This window comes from Aeromonas popoffii (genome assembly GCF_037818705.1).
GTDB classification, from domain to species: Bacteria; Pseudomonadota; Gammaproteobacteria; order Enterobacterales; family Aeromonadaceae; genus Aeromonas; species Aeromonas popoffii.
This window is the reverse complement of the sequence record NZ_CP149129.1, coordinates 4,350,372-4,365,854: the sequence shown is the minus strand read 5'-3', so window position 1 is coordinate 4,365,854 and position 15,483 is coordinate 4,350,372. Positions and strand designations below refer to the sequence as shown.

The window sequence follows — 15,483 nt, the reverse complement described above, 5'->3', positions numbered from 1 at the left end:
ATTTGAACCCCTTTGTAGCCCCCGCCAGCACTGGTTTCATCGACCTTAAGAGGGGACAGGATCTGTCACGCCTCCTCTTTTAGACGCCCCATATAGGGGGATGCCAGCCTGGTCACCAGTTTCTAGCATGCCCGCTCATTTTGAACTCAAGACCTTGTTTTATAAGATTTGTTTCTGACTGGAGTATCAATATGAAGGCGACAAAATGGGGTGTGGGGCTGGGGTTGTGCACCCTGCTGGCCGGGGTGATCGGCTGGTGCCTGTGGCCGCAGCCAGCGGCGCCGGACCTGGAGGCTGGCCACAGCGGCGAGCGGTTGGTGGACTCCCCCGATCTGGTAGAGCCGGCTCAGCTTGCCGTGATGTCGACACCCGAGATCAAGTCCGCGCCGGCAGAGGCGGCCGCCAAACCTGGCCGGCTGCGTGCGGATGGGAGCCAGCAGCTTGATGCTCCCTGGCAGGTGGCCGAGGTGGATGCCGACTTTCCGCTGGTGGAGCCTGGCGAGGGGGTGGAACAGCTCCTGCCTATCGCTTTGCAGGGCAGCGAGCTTGGGCAGGCCCAGGTTGGCGATCGCGTGACCCTGCTGCTGCCGGACAGCAGCACGCTGGAAGCCAGGGTGACCAAGGTGGAGCTGCAGCGCGGCGGGGAGCGCAACTGGCAGGGCGAAATACGAGTCGACGGTGACAGCTATCCGGTCAATTTCACCGTCGGCAAGCAAGCCACCTTCGGCTTCATCGGCACGCCGCAAGGCAGTTACTCCGTCGAGACGCTGGGGGGCAAGGGCTGGGTTTACAAGAACCCGCCACTGGATCGGGGTCATGGCGGCAGTGACGCCCTGATCCCGACTCATCAATAACAACAGCAGAGGGAAAATCACATGCAGAAAACGACATTGGGGATCATGATTGCGGGTTTGCTCGGTGCCACGCCCGTACTGGCGGAAACCATCGACCTGATGGTACTGCACAGCCCGGGGCTGGCGGCCCGTTATCAGGGGGATGCCCAGACCCGGATCCAGCACATGATCAACGTCACCAACCAGATCTATGCTGCCAGCGGTCTGGATCTGACGGTGCGTGCCGTGCATAGCCAGCAGGTGAACTATCCGGATAGTGGCACGGACGGCCAGGCACTCAGGGATGTGACCAAGCAGCGTGTGCCAGCCTTCAAGGATGTGCCTGCCCTGCGGACCCGCTATGGCGCCGACATGGTGGTGCTGATGCGGCCCAACACGGGTGACCACGGCAGTTGCGGGCTGGCCTGGCTGGGGGGCTCGGCCACCTATGCCGATGGTCGCAAGGCGTATGCTGACGGGGATGTATCCAAGGAAGCCGACAGCATGTTCAGCCATATCACCGCCACCGGCTGCGGCGACGTAGTGCTGGCGCACGAGCTTGGCCACAACATGGGGCTCAACCACTCCCGTCTGCAGGATGGCACGGGTGGCACCTACCATTATGCGCTAGGGCACGGGGTGCAGGGCTCCTTCGCCACCGTGATGGCCTACCCCTCCAGTTTCGGGGTCTACAGCCATGAGTACAAGTTCTCCAGCCCGGATCTGGTCTGCAAGGGCCAGCCTTGCGGCGTGGATCACCAGGATCAGGCCAATGGCGCTGATGCGGTGCGGGCGCTGCGGGTCACCACGCCTCAGATCGCCAACTTTTATCCCACCATGGTGACGGAGGAGATACCGGATATGGGTGAGCTGGAACGCTCGCTCGAGGCTCGTCGTCAGGATCTGGCGATGGCTCAGGCCCACTACAGCCAGCAAGTGGCAGCCAGTACCGCGTTGCAGGACCGGCAGCAGGTGCTGCTGGCCAACTTCGATCGTTACCCGCGCGAGCAGGCCTCCCTCCATCAGCGCAGCAACCAAGCCCTTCAGGAGCGCAACCGGCTGGTGCAGCAGCACAACAGCTACAACGGCAGCTACAGTCCTGCCGAGTATCAGCGGATCCGCACCATTCAGGCGGGGCTGATTACCCGGATCAACCAGTTGTGTGACGAGAGCAATGCACTGATCCGCCAGTACAACGAGATCAGCCAGCGCTTTAACGATGAGGTGGCCGAGTACAACGGCAGCTGGGATCGCTACAATCAGCTGATGGCGGCGGTGAAGCGTGCCGAAGACAAGGTAGGAGAGGCGCGTCGCGAGGTGGAGCTGGCCGAGCACAGATATCAGCTGGCACTGGCCCGTCAACCGGTCAAGACGCTGTCTGCCTGATATGAGCCGCGCCCTTGGCTGCACGCAGCCAGGGGCGCGGTGACTCATGTTGTTTCTGCCTGCCATATCCTCGCCATTCAGCCATGGCGTGAGCGCCACTGATCCCGAATTGCCCCGCTTTCCCCACGTGACAGGCCCATTGTTCCCCTATCTTGCGCTGTTGCTCGGCATCTTGCTGCTGAGCGCCAACTACAATCGGCTGCTCCCTCGCCTGATACGCTGGCGGGCATTTGCGCAAAGCCGGTTAACCATGGGGCCATAAGGCCCCATTTTTGGGTCTGCCCTCTTGTCACACTCTGTCACCAAGTCACCTCTGGCTGGCAAAGTCTTGTCATGGCACAGGCGTGTAATGGGGCAAGGATACCGGCGTGGCCGTTGGGTGAGCCGGGCGAGCAATGCACAATAAGACGGGACAAGGAGCAACAAATGGTGACCAAGCGGGCGTTATGGCTGCTGCCAGTGCTGGCGACAGTGATCTGGTGGGCGGGATATGCAGGGGATGCCAATGGCGTCTGGCCATGGCGCCATGAGATGTTGTTGCTGACCGGCCTGCTGGGGTTGGGCTACATGGCGCTGACCCTGTTGCTGGCGCTGCGTTTGCCGAGGCTGGAAGTCTGGTGTGGCGGGCTGGATCGCATGTTGCGATTCCATCGTCACAGCGCCATGGCCGCGACCCTGGCCCTGATCAGTCACTGGTTGCTGGTGGAGGCGCCCAAGTGGGCTGTGACGGCCGGCTGGTTGACCCGGCCTGTCCGCCGGGCGGCGGGCAGCGGAGCGGGGACAGGTAATGGCCTCTCCCTGCATGCCCTTGGCAATACGCTGGGAGAGTGGAGCTTCTATCTGCTGATCGCCCTGGTGGTGGTGAGCCTGTTATCACTGGTGAGCTATGGCCGTTTTCGGGTGATCCACCGTCTGGCGCCGCTCATCTATCTGGCGGGGTGGATACACGCTCTTTGCCTGTTGCCCCAGATTGGCCTGCTGACACCCGTAGGGCTCGGCATCGCTCTGCTGGGCGGTGCAGGGGCGGTGGCTGCCGTTTACTCCCTGCTGGGTTTGACCGGTCAGCGGGATCGTCATCAGGGCCGTATAGTGGCGCTGCGCACCCTGGCGGACAGTACCCGTGAATTCACCTTGCAGCTGGAGACGCCGCTGTCGCACTACAGGCCAGGCCAGTTTGCCTTCTTCGAGTTTGATGCGAAGGAGGGCCCTCATCCTTTCACGCTGGTGCGGGTGTCGCCGGACAAGCGTCAGCTGGTGATTGCGGTGCGGGCGCTGGGAGACCATACCCGTCAGTTGGTCGAGGCTGCCCGGTTCGATGACGCTGTGACGGTGACAGGGCCTTATGGTGCCTTTGTCTGTCCCGCTCGCCGGGGGCAGTCGCTCTGGCTTGGCGCCGGGATCGGTATTACGCCCTTCGTCGCCTGGCTGGAGGGGTTGGTAGCCTGTGGTGAACGGGGGGAGGGGATCACATTGATCCAGTGTGCACCGGATCTGGCCGGCGCCGTCTATCACCAGCGATTGGCCGAGTTATGTCAGCGTACCGGGGTTCGCTATCAACTGCACCTGGACCGGGATGCGGGGCGGCTGGACTTGGCCAGCCTTGCGCAGAACAAGCCTGCTGCCGTCTGGTTCTGTGGGCCGGAAGGGATGGCAGACGCCCTGACCCGGTTGTTGCCGGGCGGGCGTCTGCATCGCGAGCTATTTCGCTTTCGCTGACAACTGGGCGAGGGCGGCCTCTACCGCGGCTTCCAGCTGGGGATCTCGCCCGCCAACCATGTCGGTCGGGGTGAGTGCCACCTGCACGTCCGGGATCAGCTCCTGATTTTCGTAAAGGGTGCCGTCCGGATTGCTCAGCCCCAGGGTCGGGATGCCGTAGGCCAGTCCCGGGATCAGTCTGGATGCGTGGGCATAGACCATGGTGCCCGTGCCCGGCACAGGCTCGCCGACGATGGGGCCCACCTTGAGGGTGTGGTAGTACTGGGGGAAGGCCGAGCCTTCCGAGTAGCTACCCGCGTTGACCAGTACCACAGAGGGCTTGGTCCATTGGCGGGTGGCGGCGTCCGTCTCCCCCTTGCCGAGCCGTGGCCAGCTGCGGGCCATCCCCTTGGCGCTGCCGTTGCCCGTCAGAAATTCCACCAGGGTGTTGGCCAGGTAGCCGCCCTTGTTGAAGCGCACGTCCACGATCAGTGCCTCGCGATTGCGCTGACGGCCGAGGGCATCGGCAACCATCTCCTCATACACGGCGCTGCTCATCTCCGGCAGATAGACATAGCCAACCCGCCCCTGACTCAGTTGCGCCACCTGTGCGCGGCGCTTGGCGACCCAGCCATCCAGTTGCAGACGGTACTCCTGCGGCAAGTCCATGGCGGTGACATCGAGCTGCACCGTATCCTTGCTTCCCTTTGGCTGCAGGGTGAGGGCCAGTCGCTGGCCGGCCTGGTGATTGAGCAGGGCATCCAGCTCGTTCAGGTTGTGCAGCGCTGCGCCGTTGATGGCCAGCAGGCGGGCGCCCGGTACCAGATCCGTCTCCTGATCCAGCGGGCCGCCAGCCAGCAGGGCCGTCAGTGTTACCCCGTGCTTGTCTTCGTGCCAGTAGCCGCCGAGGCTGGCGGTATCATCGGGCAGCCGCGGGAAGGGCGCCGGGCCATAGCCCCAGGTGTGGGAGACGTTCAGCTCGCCGGCCAGCTCCGCCAGCAGATTGCCAAAGTCCCGACCATTGCGGATGCCGGGCAGCTGGCGACGATAGGCCGCTACATAGCCATCCCAGTCCACCCCGTTCATGTCGGCCCGATAAAATTCGTCCCGGGTGAGCCGGGTGATCTGGTCGAAGACGGCAGTCATCCGATCTCGCCAGCTGGCGGTGATCAGCAGGTTGTAAGGGTGTCTGCTGGCTTCGCCGGAGCGGGGGTCGATGAGGGCAATTTCCCCCTCCCGCACCAGGGTGGCTAGGCTGGCGTCATCATTGAGGCTGGCCAGCGCAGGGCCTGGCTGTTCGGCGAACAGCAGCCGGGTCTCTCCCTTGCGCAACGCCTGGGCGTAGCCCTTGATCTCGCGCTCGCCATTGGCATCTGTCTCCTCCACCAGATAGATCAGGTGATCATCGACGATGCGGCTGGCGAGGACGGGGCCGCGTGGTTGCAGCTGCAGTGCCTCCCTGTGGGCCAGCTTGTCGCTCTCGAAGCCGTAACCCGCCTTGGGGGGCGCCTGTTCGGCGAGGAAGTCGCTCTTGGCGGCACGGCTGCTGTAGAGGCCGAGCAGGCTGCCATCCAGCGGCTCGCCGTCGGCGCCGAGCTTGCCGTATTTGGCGGATTGCCAATAGAGGATACCGCCATCCTGACTCCAGGCCGGGCTGCCGTCCTGATAACCGTTGAGGCTGACGTTGACCGGCTTGGCTCTGGCGTCCCGGGTGTCGATGACGGCGATCTCCTGCTGGGCCGAGTCGGGCTGTATGGTCAGTGCCAGATGGTGAGCGTCGGGGGCGAAGGCCAGCTCCACCGCGTGGCGAGAGGGGTTGAACTCGGCGGCGACCAGCGGTCGCTGCTTGCCGCTGGCCAGATCCAGCAGGTGCACGGCCTGACCGTCCACCACGAAGGCGAGCTGCTTGCCGTCGGGGGAAAGGGTCGGCTTGCTGATGGCAACGCCCGGCATGGCCAGCAGCTTCTCTTCGATGAGGGGGCCGGGCTCGCTGAACAGCCGGTCCGGTTGCGCCTTCTTAAGGCGATAGAGGGCGGCCGGCCCCTCCTGCTCGGAGAGATAAATGAGCTCCTGTTCCTTGTCCACGTAGCGCGGCGATGACTGCTCGCTGGGGTGGCGGGTGAGCTGGCGTACCCGCTCACGGCGGGTGTCAACCGCAAACAGATCCCCCTGACTCACCAGGATCACCTCCTCCCCATCCTGGCGGGCGAGGGCCTCGTCGATGACGACGGGGGCGTCGCTCTGTTCGTCGGGAGCCTGGGCCCAGCGCGGCCGGATCGCCAGCTTGCGGGGCGCCTCGCTGCCGGCATCGAGCCGGTAGAGCTCACCTTGCCAGGACCAGACCAGATCGCCGTATCGGGAGGCGCTGAGGCCACGTACCGGATGGCCCTGATAGTGGGTGAGCTGGCGATCCTGACCGCTGGTCAGCTCCCGTTGCCAGACGTTGAAATCGCCGCTGCGCTCGCTCAGGTAATAGAGTGCCTCGCCCTTGTCATCCCAGACGGGATCGCTGGCGGCGACCCTGTCTTCGGTCAGCTGGCGATGCTGTTTGCCATCGAACAGCCAGAGGCGAGAGACAGCAAAGGAGCGCTGGTGCTTGCGAAATGGCTGATCCATGCCTGGCATCTGATAAGCCAGCTGGCTGCCATGGGGACGGGCCAGGGTGGCTGGCAGGGGCTGCGCCGGGGTCAGTGCGCCGCCATCTATGGGGGTCCAGTAGAGGGCGCTGGCTTGCAGTCCCTCTGCCACGAAGTGATCCGCCTCCGGACTGGTCAGGCGCTGGCTGCTCAGCAACAGCTGCTTGCCATCGGCGCTGAATGCCTGGGGCAGATCGGGGCGGGAATCCCGGGTCAGCCGCACCATCTCACCCCCCTCGCTCGGCACCACGAACACATCTTCATTGCCATAGAGATTGGCGGCGAAAGCAATCTGCTTGCCGTCCGGTGACCAGATCGGGCGCTGGCTCAGGTAGTCACTGCCGGTGAGCGGCGTGGCGAGGCCGCCGTCCCCTGCGCTCAGGTAGATGCGTCCCTGCCAGGTGAATGCAAGCTGCTTGCCATCGGGGGAGAGAGCTGGCTCGCGCAACCAGAGCGGCTCGGCAGCCTGCAGGGGGGCGCAGATCAGCAAGATCAGCAAGGAGAGTCGGTATCGCATCATGGAGATTTCCTGATAGGTGAAAAGCGCCTTATCTTCCCCCAATCGCCAGGGGGGGACTATCCCGAGATAGGGGGGATATCCCATTGTTTTGGCTGTTAATTGTAACAATTCTTAAAAGCTGGCGCGGGATATGTTTCTCTGGATATATTGAGTATTGATGGCGATCCAATATGATGGCGCTCGCCCGCCGCTCGGGGCGGTGCAGTTCAGATGATTTGGTAACAAGAAAGCCCTTATCAGAGGCTTGTCGAGGGATGGAATGAGAGTCGTATTACTGTGTTTGCTGGGGCTGTGGCCCGCACTGAGTTTTGCCACCCTGTCCGCCGATATGGTGGTGGTGAAAAAGTCGAGTTATAGCCTGACCCTGATGAAGGACGGCAAGGAGGTCAAACGCTACTGGATCGCCTTGGGGCCGGCCCCCAAGGGTCACAAGCAGCGGGAAGGGGATCAACGTACGCCGGAAGGGCGCTACATCCTCGACTACAAGAAGACCAACTCCAACTATTACAAGGCCATCCACATCAACTACCCGAACCTGGACGACATCAAGGCGGCCAACGAGATGGGTGTGTTACCGGGTGGCATGATCATGATCCATGGTCAGCGCAACAGCATAGGCAACACCCGTTTGCAGCCGTCCAACTGGACCAATGGTTGCATCGCCATGCTCAACCATGATCTGGACGAAGTGTGGAACGCCATCGAACCCGGAACCCCCATTGTTATCCAGCCCTGATTGCCTGTCGCGCGCCACCATCAGGGGGGCGCGCGACTGTTCGGCTGCCTCCATACCTTCTCTGTCTGCTGCCCCCTTGGTATCTGTCCCCTTGCTGTGCTAGTTTTCCGGCTTGCCGTAGATGTAACAAGGATGATCCCATGCCGTCAGCAACCAGTACCCAATCAGTTGTAGCCGAGCGCACCCATGTGCTCTGGTGGCGCGCCACCCTGGATATGCTCCCGCTCTCCATTTCGGTGATCCCCTGGGGGATCCTGTGTGGCGCCCTGGCGCTGCAGGCGGGGCTTAGCCCATTGCAGGCCCAGCTGATGTCACTGCTGGTCTATGCCGGTGCCGCCCAGCTCTCGGCCACCACGCTGTTCGGGGCGGGCACGCCTCTGCTACCTATCATGGGTTCCACCATGGTGATCACCTCCCAGCATCTGCTCTACGGCTTCACCTTCCGCCGCGATGTGTTGCCGCTTTCTCTGCGCTGGCGGGCTAGCCTGGCCTTCTTCCTGACCGACGAGATGTTCGCGGTGGCGCTCAAGGATAGGGAGCGCAGCGGCAGCTTCAACCCGGCCTATGCGCTGATCGCCGGTTTCATCTTCTACCTGTTCTGGAATCTGGCGACCCTGCTCGGTATCGCTGCTGGTCAGTACATAGACGGGCTGGACAAGATGGGGCTGGACTTTGCCATCGCCGCCACCTTCATTGCCATGACCATTCCCGCCATGAAGAACCTGCCCATGGTGGCAGCAACTCTGGTGAGTGGCGGCACTGCGCTGCTCACCAAGCCACTGCTGGCGGAGGTTTACATCATCATCTCGGCACTGGCCGGCATGGTGGTGGGTTATGTGCTGCATCGGATGAGGAGGTGACCATGAGCTGGCTGATGATAGGCCTGCTGGCCCTGATCACTTTCTTCAACCGCTTCGCCTTCTTCTCGCGGCTGACCCGCTATCAACCGGGTGCCGAGATGGGGGCGTTTCTCAGCTTCTCGGCCCAGTCGGTGTTGACCGCCATCTGGCTGCCTATCGTCTTTAGCTATGAGTCGGGCAAGGGACTGGTGTGGGATCAGGACTACCTGGCCGCCACCCTGCTGGTGACGGCGCTGACCCTGCTGCGGCTACCGACCCTGCTGGTGGTCCTGGTGGGCATGGGGGGTTTCTTCCTGCTGCGCTGGCAGGGGGGATTGGCGGCGCTGCTGCCCTGGTTCGGCTGAGCCGTGATCCCGCATGGTGGATGTCTTTTATGGATATCCACCATGTTATGAATGTCACTTCAAAAAACACCTCTCAAGTGTGAGGATTTAGGGACCATCCGCCAAGGAGTTCCCCCATGTCTTTCACCGAAACCTGTCAGCGCATAGTGCGTGATCACCACCTCTCTGCCGCCCAGAAGAGCCATGCCCTGGCGCTGGCCGCCGAAAATGCGCTGCCTTACCCCGAGCTGCCCCCGGCGGTTGCCGAGGCGATGGATCAGGGATTTCTCTGTGACATGTTCGAAGGGCATGCTCCCTACAAGCCGCGCTATGTGCTGCCGGACTATGAAAAATTCCTGAGTCAGGGATCCGCCTGGCTGGAGCTGGCGCCGCCTCGGGATGTTGACGAGGCGCTCGATGCCCTGCGCATTCTCTATCACCATGTGCCCTCCGTCACCGGCATGCCGGTCTGGCTGGGGCGACTCGACCATCTGCTGCTGCCCTTTGTCGGCGAGCTGGATGACGAGATCCTCTATCGCAAGCTGAAGGGGTTCTGGATCTATCTGGATCGGGTGCTGCCGGACGCCTTTATGCACGTCAACATCGGGCCGGATGACAACCGTATCTGCCGCCTGATCCTGCGCATCGACAACGAGCTCAAGCAGGTGGCGCCCAACCTCACCTTCTTCCACGATCCTGGGCAGACCCCGGACAGCCTGCTGCTGCAGGCGGTGAAAAACATCGCCGAGTGCAGCAAGCCGCACATCGCCAACTACCCGATCCATCGCGATACCTTCGATACCCGCGGCTTTGGCATCGTCAGCTGCTACAACGCCCTGCCGCAGGCCGGTGGCGCCAATACCCTGGTGCGCATCTCTCTCAAGCGGGTCGCCGAGCAGTGCCAGGGGATCGATGATTTCCTCGGCTGCCTGCTGCCTCACTATTGCCGTCTGGCTTCCCAGTTGATCGCCGTGCGCGCCGCCTTCCTGCATCAGGAGTCCGGCTTCTTCGACAGCTTCCTGGTCAAGGAGGGGCTGCTGGATGAGGATCGCTTCGTCCCCATGTTCGGCATCTATGGCATGGCGGAAGCGGTCAATATCCTGATGGATAAAGAGAACCTGCCGGAGCGCTACGGCCGTGACGAGGAGGCGAACCAGCTTGGCTATCGCATCTCGGCCCAGCTTTCGGAATATGTCACTGCGACGCCGCAAACTCACGCCTGGGGTGGCCGCGCGCTGCTGCACTCGCAGGGTGGCCTCAGCATCGATGTGGCCGTCACCCCCGGGGTGCGCATCCCTTACGGCCATGAGCCGGATCCGGCCAGCCATGTGCTGGCGCTGGCGCCGCACCACAGTTATTACCACTCGGGGATCAGCGAGATCCTGACACTGGATCCCACCATCCGCCAGAACCCGCAGGCGCTGTTGCAGCTCTGCAAGGGGGCGCTCGCCATCGGCATGCGTGAGTTCACCGCCAACGTGGCCGACAGCGATCTGGTGCGGGTGACCGGCTACATGATCCGCAAGAGCGACGTGGCCCGTTTCGCAGAGGAAGGCTCGAGGTTGCAGACCACCTGCCTCGGTGCCGAGGCGAGTGAAGTGACCGCCATCCGTCAGCGGGCACCGCGAGTGGTCGCCCACGAATCGACCATTTGCGAGTATTGAGCTCGAACCTGATGGCTGACGCCTTGCCAACACGCAGCGCCCTGGTGAGCCGGGTGCTGCCGTTCTCCTGCGTCGACGGGCCGGGCAACCGGCTGGTGCTGTTTCTGCAGGGGTGCAACTTCCGCTGCCCCGGCTGCCATAACCCGCACACCATAGGGCTGTGCGACGCTTGCGGCGACTGCCTCGCGGTCTGTCCGAGCGGCGCCCTCACCTTCAACGAGGGCAAGGTACATTGGCAGGCGGCGCTCTGCACCGACTGCGACGCTTGTCTGGATGCCTGCCCGCGCAGCGCCAACCCCAAGACGGCCACCATGACGGTGGCCGAGGTGCTGGCCCTGCTGCGCCGCTACGGCCCCTTGCTGACCGGCATTACCGTCTCCGGCGGTGAGGCGACCACCCAGCTCCCCTTCGTGGTTGCACTGTTTGCCGCCATCAAGGGGGCGCCGGATCTGGCTCATCTCAGTTGCCTGCTCGACAGTAACGGTTCGCTGGCCGAAACCGGCTGGCAGCGACTGCTGCCGTTGCTCGACGGCGCCATGATCGATCTCAAGGGGTGGCGCGACTCGGTGCATCACGCTCTGACCGGTTATGGTCGCGAGCGGGTATTGGCCTCGCTGCAACTGTTGGCAAGCCACGGCAAGCTGGCCGAGCTGCGGCTGCTCCATGTACCGGGACGCAGCGATTTCATCGATGCCGATGGCAAGCTGGAGGCTGGCCTGGCCAGCTTTCTGCAGAGCCTTGGGCCAGTGCCCATCCGCATCAACGGCTTTCGCCACCACGGTGTGCGCGGGGAGGCGACGAGCTGGCAGGAGGCGGACAGAGAGGCGTTGACCCGGCTTGCCACAGCGCTGATCGCCAGGGGGCTGGGGCCTGTGTCCCTGCCGGCGATCTGCTGAGTGGTCACTCGATGCTAATAAACTGATCGCAAAGGTATTTTGGTGTTTTCTTGGTTGGTATCCGGCGAGTAGGCCGCAAGTTTGTGGCCTGATCCCGGGCTTTTGGCGCCGTGAGTCTCAAGATGACGTAACTGTGATTGCTGTCTATTTGAGCTCCGCGAAGGGGCGGCTAGAATGGGGCATTCGCCCACTATCAACAGACGAACATGAGTAAATCCAACGTCCTATACCGAGTGCAGTTCATTTGTCACAATGAGCGTTACGAAGTTTATGTCAGGGAAGTGAGTCAGGGTCAGCTGTTCGGCTTCATCGAGATAGCGAACTTCGTGTGGGACACCCACACGGCGCTTATCGTCGATCCCAGCCACGAGAAATTGAAGAGTGAATTTGCCGACGTCAGCCGCACCCTGGTCCCTATGCACCATGTGCTGCGCATCGATCAGGTGCGCAAGCAGGGGGCGGCCCGCATCACAGAGCTGGGCAACAAGGTCACGCCCTTTCCCAGCCCCATCTATACCAAGAAGCCCTGAGGCTTGCTCCTCTCTGAGCGCCTTGCCATGGGGATCCCCTGGCGAGGCTCTCCCCTCTTCGGGTCTGTCATGGCGCCCGCAGGATCTGCAATATGTGCAGCCTGGGTGCGCTAACCCAGTTCCCGGGCCAGCTGCAGGATCCGTTGGCGGAACCAGCACCGCGCGGGCTCTTCACCGGCCGGGCCATACCACACCAGGCTGTGAGTGACGGCGCCATAGTCGAACGGGACGGGGCGGATCACCAGATCCCGGCTCATGGCTTGCTCGGCCCAACCTTTGACGGCGGTGAGGATGAGATCGCTCTGGCGCAGCAGGGCTGCCGCGCTGCCAAAATCCGGCAGGGTGGCACTGATCTGGCGGCGTACCTGCAACTGGGCCAGGCTCTGCTCGAAGAAGGGGTTGGCCAGTTCCTGATCGCGAATGGCGATATGGCGCCAGCTCAGGTAGGCATCCAGATCCCAGGGTTTGTCCAGTGCCGGGTGGCCCGCACGCAACAGGCAGACCAGCTTGTCTTCCCGCAGCGTCTCCCATACCAGACCCGGTTGGCGGGGCAAGGGTTGGCTCTGATCGTGGGGCAGGATCACGAAGTCGAGCTTGCCCGCCGCGAGCGCCGTCAGCCCCTGTTCATCCTTGTTCCAGATGTCGGGCACCAGGCCGGGCACCTCCCGCATCAGCTGGCCTAGAATGGGGCCCATGGGCCAGACCATGCCGCTTTCCCGCAGTGCAAATTTCAGTTGTCCCTGCCAGGTAGCAGGGTCGAAACCGCCCTGGCTGGTGAGGCTGTTCAGCTCGCTCAGCAGCCGGTGCAGGGTGGGGCCGAGTCGCTCGGCAAACGGGGTCAGCAACAGCTGGTTGCCCTGGCGGTAGAGCAGCTGATCGCCGAGCAGACCCCGCAACTGGTTGAGGGTCTTGCTGACGGTGGAGGGGGTGGTACAGAGCCGCTCGGCTGTGCGGGTGACGCTCTGGCTGTCGAGCAGCAGATGCAGGGTGACCAGATGACGGCCTCCCAGCCTGGACAGTGCAATCAGATCCATGACAGCTCCACAACATAGGGACACATGAAAAGCCCCGCTTGAGCGGGGCTTGTACGGATTAGCCTTTGAGCACGGCTGCCATGGCGTCGGCCACATAGTCGACGTTGCGGCTGTTGAGGCCAGCCACACACATGCGACCGGAGCGCACCAGATAGACGGCGAACTCTTCGCGCAGGCGGTCAACCTGCTCCGGCGTGAAGCCGGTGTAGCTGAACATGCCACGCTGGCTGATGAAGTAGCCAAAATCACGGCCCGGCACCTTGGTGCTCAGCACCTCGAACAGCTTCTGGCGCATCGCCTTGATGCGGGTGCGCATCTCGGTCACTTCATCGACCCACAGGGCGTGCAGTTCAGGCTGGCTCATCACAGCCGCAGTGATCTGGCCACCGTGAGTGGGGGGGCTTGAGTAGTTGCGACGCACGGTCGCCTTCATCTGGCCCAGTACCCGGCTCGCCTCTTCGGCATCTTGGCAGATGACCGACAGGCCGCCGCAGCGCTCGCCGTAGAAGGAGAGGTTCTTGGAAAACGAGTTGCTGACGAAGAAGCTGACGCCGGCGGCCACCATGGCGCGGATGGCGTAGGCATCCTCTTCCAGCCCATCACCGAAGCCCTGATAGGCAATGTCCATAAAGGGGATCAGGTTCTTCTCGACCACCAGCGCGATCACCCGATCCCACTGGGCAGAGGAGAGGTCCACCCCGGTCGGGTTGTGGCAGCAAGGGTGCAGTAGCACGATGCTTTTCGCTGGCAGGGCGCTCAGGCAGTCGATCATCCCATCGAACTGCACGCCGCCGGTAGCGCCATCGTAGTAGGGGTAGTCGTGGACCTTGATGCCAGCCCCCTCGAACATGGCCTTGTGGTTATCCCAGGTCGGATTGCTGACCCACACCTCCGAGGTCGGGAAGTAGCGCTTGAGCAGGTCTGCGCCGATCTTGAGCGCGCCCGAGCCGCCTATGGTCTGGATGGTGGCGATGCGGCCGGCCTTGACCGCCTCATGCTCGGCGCCAAACAGCAGGTGCTGCACTGCGGTGCGGTAGTTGGCGGCACCCTCCATCGGTTGGTAGGGGCGCGGTGCCGGGGCGGCGGCGCGCTGCGCTTCGGCCTGCTGCACCGAGGCCAGTAGCGGAATGCGGCCCTGCTCGTCGTAATAGAGACCGATCCCCAGGTTTACCTTCTGTGCTCGGGGGTCTTTGTGGAAGGTCTCGACCAGGGTCAGTATGGGGTCGCCAGCGTAGGCATCGACGTGTTCAAACATGGGGGGTCCTTGCGAAGTGGAATCCAGAATAAGGCGATCAACGATCGGCGGTCATGATGGCGTAAAGCGGGCGAGGGCTCAAGTCTGAAACGGGCCAAGGATGCCCGGTCGGCTCAGCTTTGCTGTCAAGCGGCCCGCGTTGCCGACGCGTTTCACAACCGGCATGCAAGCTGGCCATCCTGGCGCTGGTGGGGGGGATGCTGTGGGGGGCCGACTGGCTGGATCCCCTGATGGGCATAGCGGGCGCCGTGCTGGTGGCCGTGTGGGCCTGGGGTCTGCTGCGCGACTCGGGCCGGGTGCTGCTGGATGCCGAGATGGATACCCCGCTGGTGGCGGAGATCCGCGAGGTAATCGCCGAGCTGCCGGGCACCGAGATCCGCGATCTGCACGTTTGGCGGGTAGGGCAGGAGCAGTATGCCTGCGTGCTCTCTCTATTGATGGCGACGCCCATCCCGGCTGGCCAGATCCGTGAGCGGCTCGCCATTCATGAGGAGCTGGTGCACGTCACCATAGAGATTGCCCAGCCCTGATCATCCCAGCTTACCAGCATGAGATATGAAGAAGGGCCCCAGGCCCCTTCTTCATATCAGTGGTGCTGGCCGTGGTCATCGTCCGGCTTGTGCTGCCAGATGGCCCCCAGCAGCAGCTTGAGTAGCAGCTGGGGCGGGTTGTCCAGCAAGGACCCCGACTCCAGCAGCAGGTGGCCATCGGCCCGAAAACCCAGGCTGGCGTGGACGACGCCATCTTCGCTGCGTACCTGGATAAGGCCGCTCAAGGTGCCACGCTCCCCCGGCTGGCAGCGCAGGTGCAGCTCGCGCGGCTCCCCCAGCAGGGTGAAGGCCCGGCAGAGGGGCGGTGTGTCTTCATAGTCGGGCCAGTTGAAGAAGTGGTACTGTTCGGCGAGCAGGCCTGCCTGCTGGCAAAATTGATCAAACAACAGCGCGATCGCCTGATACTCCTGATCCAGTCGTTTGGCTTGTTCCTCAATTCGCTTCATATGCTGTGACTCCCTCTTTATCCATATCCATTTGATCGGAAATTGATTTTTCCGGTATGGACCCGTCTGTCTGCTGGTATGGGCCTAAAGTGAGGCCGGGTCTGTGAGCCCGATCCAA

The 15,483-nt window shown here is 62.9% G+C and carries 13 protein-coding genes and 1 pseudogene; 10 read left to right on the top strand and 4 right to left on the bottom strand.

From position 1 onward, the window contains the following. Window positions 1-191: 191 nt before the first annotated feature. From WJM78_RS20255 to WJM78_RS20245, 3 genes are all read left to right on the top strand, one after another. Window positions 192-854: a hypothetical protein gene (locus WJM78_RS20255; protein WP_339011406.1), complete on the top strand. Its 663-nt coding sequence runs from the start codon at window positions 192-194 to the stop codon at window positions 852-854. Window positions 855-875: 21 nt separating this feature from the next. Beyond that, complete coding sequence (locus tag WJM78_RS20250; RefSeq protein WP_339011403.1) at window positions 876-2,219, top strand: M12 family metallo-peptidase; 1,344 nt, start codon at window positions 876-878, stop codon at window positions 2,217-2,219. 426 nt (window positions 2,220-2,645) lie between these two features. Continuing rightward, on the top strand, window positions 2,646-3,935 hold the full coding sequence (locus WJM78_RS20245) for a ferredoxin reductase family protein (protein WP_339011400.1): 1,290 nt from the start codon (window positions 2,646-2,648) through the stop codon (window positions 3,933-3,935). On the opposite strand, the gene WJM78_RS20240 is transcribed toward WJM78_RS20245, so the two are convergent. After that, window positions 3,918-7,067, bottom strand: a complete 3,150-nt coding sequence (locus WJM78_RS20240) for a S41 family peptidase (RefSeq protein ID WP_339015948.1) — start codon at window positions 7,065-7,067, stop codon at window positions 3,918-3,920. The genes WJM78_RS20245 and WJM78_RS20240 overlap by 18 nt on opposite strands. Window positions 7,068-7,329: 262 nt before the next feature. Here WJM78_RS20240 and WJM78_RS20235 point away from each other — a divergent pair, with 262 nt between their 5' ends. The 6 genes from WJM78_RS20235 (at window position 7,330) to WJM78_RS20210 (ending at window position 12,079) form a co-directional block, all read left to right on the top strand. Then, window positions 7,330-7,806, top strand: a complete 477-nt coding sequence (locus WJM78_RS20235; RefSeq protein ID WP_042038753.1) for a L,D-transpeptidase family protein — start codon at window positions 7,330-7,332, stop codon at window positions 7,804-7,806. 140 nt (window positions 7,807-7,946) lie between these two features. Then, window positions 7,947-8,666 (top strand): AzlC family ABC transporter permease, encoded by a 720-nt coding sequence (locus tag WJM78_RS20230; protein WP_042038754.1) that lies wholly within the window; start codon window positions 7,947-7,949, stop codon window positions 8,664-8,666. 2 nt (window positions 8,667-8,668) lie between these two features. Further along, window positions 8,669-9,010: an AzlD domain-containing protein gene (locus WJM78_RS20225; protein WP_339011394.1), complete on the top strand. Its 342-nt coding sequence runs from the start codon at window positions 8,669-8,671 to the stop codon at window positions 9,008-9,010. 116 nt (window positions 9,011-9,126) lie between these two features. After that, complete coding sequence (locus WJM78_RS20220; protein ID WP_339011392.1) at window positions 9,127-10,653, top strand: YjjI family glycine radical enzyme; 1,527 nt, start codon at window positions 9,127-9,129, stop codon at window positions 10,651-10,653. A gap of 11 nt (window positions 10,654-10,664) precedes the next feature. After that, a complete protein-coding gene (locus tag WJM78_RS20215; RefSeq protein ID WP_287146384.1) occupies window positions 10,665-11,549 on the top strand; it encodes a YjjW family glycine radical enzyme activase in 885 nt (294 codons plus the stop codon). Between the two features lie 206 nt (window positions 11,550-11,755). After that, on the top strand, window positions 11,756-12,079 hold the full coding sequence (locus WJM78_RS20210; RefSeq protein ID WP_042038760.1) for a DUF1820 family protein: 324 nt from the start codon (window positions 11,756-11,758) through the stop codon (window positions 12,077-12,079). A gap of 110 nt (window positions 12,080-12,189) precedes the next feature. Here WJM78_RS20210 and WJM78_RS20205 read toward each other — a convergent pair whose 3' ends face one another. Together WJM78_RS20205 and WJM78_RS20200 are read right to left on the bottom strand one after the other, a co-directional pair. Beyond that, window positions 12,190-13,113, bottom strand: a complete 924-nt coding sequence (locus tag WJM78_RS20205) for a LysR family transcriptional regulator (protein WP_212513430.1) — start codon at window positions 13,111-13,113, stop codon at window positions 12,190-12,192. 58 nt (window positions 13,114-13,171) lie between these two features. Further along, entirely contained in the window at window positions 13,172-14,368 is a 1,197-nt protein-coding gene (locus WJM78_RS20200; RefSeq protein WP_042038764.1) for an aromatic amino acid transaminase, read from the bottom strand. Window positions 14,369-14,538: 170 nt separating this feature from the next. On the opposite strand from WJM78_RS20200, the pseudogene WJM78_RS20195 reads away from it, so the two are divergent. Continuing rightward, window positions 14,539-14,898, top strand: a pseudogene (locus tag WJM78_RS20195) (cation transporter); the annotation flags it as partial. A 56-nt stretch (window positions 14,899-14,954) separates the two neighbouring features. Here the strand turns inward: WJM78_RS20195 and WJM78_RS20190 are convergent. Beyond that, entirely contained in the window at window positions 14,955-15,365 is a 411-nt protein-coding gene (locus WJM78_RS20190; protein ID WP_108536060.1) for a hypothetical protein, read from the bottom strand. Between the last annotated feature and the right edge of the window lie 118 nt (window positions 15,366-15,483).

Coding starts and splice junctions, on each gene's coding strand:
- WJM78_RS20255 (WP_339011406.1), top strand. CDS start 192: ATGAAGGCGACAAAATGGGGTGTGGGGCTGGGGTTGTGCACCCTGCTG.
- WJM78_RS20250 (WP_339011403.1), top strand. CDS start 876: ATGCAGAAAACGACATTGGGGATCATGATTGCGGGTTTGCTCGGTGCC.
- WJM78_RS20245 (WP_339011400.1), top strand. CDS start 2,646: ATGGTGACCAAGCGGGCGTTATGGCTGCTGCCAGTGCTGGCGACAGTG.
- WJM78_RS20240 (WP_339015948.1), bottom strand. CDS start 7,067: ATGCGATACCGACTCTCCTTGCTGATCTTGCTGATCTGCGCCCCCCTG.
- WJM78_RS20235 (WP_042038753.1), top strand. CDS start 7,330: ATGAGAGTCGTATTACTGTGTTTGCTGGGGCTGTGGCCCGCACTGAGT.
- WJM78_RS20230 (WP_042038754.1), top strand. CDS start 7,947: ATGCCGTCAGCAACCAGTACCCAATCAGTTGTAGCCGAGCGCACCCAT.
- WJM78_RS20225 (WP_339011394.1), top strand. CDS start 8,669: ATGAGCTGGCTGATGATAGGCCTGCTGGCCCTGATCACTTTCTTCAAC.
- WJM78_RS20220 (WP_339011392.1), top strand. CDS start 9,127: ATGTCTTTCACCGAAACCTGTCAGCGCATAGTGCGTGATCACCACCTC.
- WJM78_RS20215 (WP_287146384.1), top strand. CDS start 10,665: ATGGCTGACGCCTTGCCAACACGCAGCGCCCTGGTGAGCCGGGTGCTG.
- WJM78_RS20210 (WP_042038760.1), top strand. CDS start 11,756: ATGAGTAAATCCAACGTCCTATACCGAGTGCAGTTCATTTGTCACAAT.
- WJM78_RS20205 (WP_212513430.1), bottom strand. CDS start 13,113: ATGGATCTGATTGCACTGTCCAGGCTGGGAGGCCGTCATCTGGTCACC.
- WJM78_RS20200 (WP_042038764.1), bottom strand. CDS start 14,368: ATGTTTGAACACGTCGATGCCTACGCTGGCGACCCCATACTGACCCTG.
- WJM78_RS20190 (WP_108536060.1), bottom strand. CDS start 15,365: ATGAAGCGAATTGAGGAACAAGCCAAACGACTGGATCAGGAGTATCAG.